Annotated in this window: 1 protein-coding gene; it reads left to right on the top strand. The window is 35.4% G+C overall.

What is annotated here, in order from left to right; genetic code table 11:
- A partial coding sequence (locus tag F0000_RS27515; protein WP_149627886.1) for an AMP-binding protein occupies positions 1–732 on the top strand: 732 nt, incomplete at both ends.

Raw genomic sequence — 732 nt, 5'->3', positions numbered from 1 at the left:
CAGGACTTGAGATTATCCTGTTGGACAATGATTGGGGATTGATAGCTAAGGAATCAGAAATAGCATTAGAAAGATTGGCTTCTCCAACGGGCTTAGCTTATGTGATTTATACTTCTGGTAGTACGGGTAAGCCTAAGGGAGTGATGAATCAACATTCCGGTTTGTTCAATCGATTATTATGGACTCAGGAGTGTTATAATCTAAAATCAGATAAAGATGTAGTTCTTCAGAAAACAACGTTTTGTTTTGATGTTTCAGTTTGGGAATTATTATGGCCATTACTCTTTGGTTCCAGATTAGTTTTAGCTAATTCAGGAGGAGAAAAGAATCCAGTTTATTTAAAAGAATTGATTGAAAATCAATGTATAACTACGGTTCACTTTGTGCCTTCTATGTTAGGTGTATTTTTATCTATCTTGGAAAAAGGAGATTGTAATTCTTTAGAACGAGTGTTATGCAGTGGAGAAACTTTAGGTTTAACATTAATAAAGGGATTTCGTAATAAATTCCCGAATCTTCGGATAGACAACTTATATGGTCCTACAGAGGCAGCTATTGATGTTACTTACTGGTCTGTACCACATATTGTTACGGGTTTAATGAATGTACCAATAGGTAGTCCTATTTCTAATACTCAGGTTTACATTTTAGATTCAAATGAGAATCTACAGCCCATAGGTGTAGTTGGAGAATTATGTGTTTCGGGTTCAGGCTTAGCCAGAGGTTATCTAA

Origin of the sequence: Aquimarina sp. RZ0, from assembly GCF_008370685.1 — a bacterium.
In the GTDB taxonomy this organism is placed as follows: domain Bacteria; phylum Bacteroidota; class Bacteroidia; order Flavobacteriales; family Flavobacteriaceae; genus Aquimarina.
Note: the sequence above shows the minus strand (reverse complement) of the source record. Positions and strands in the feature narration are given on the sequence as shown.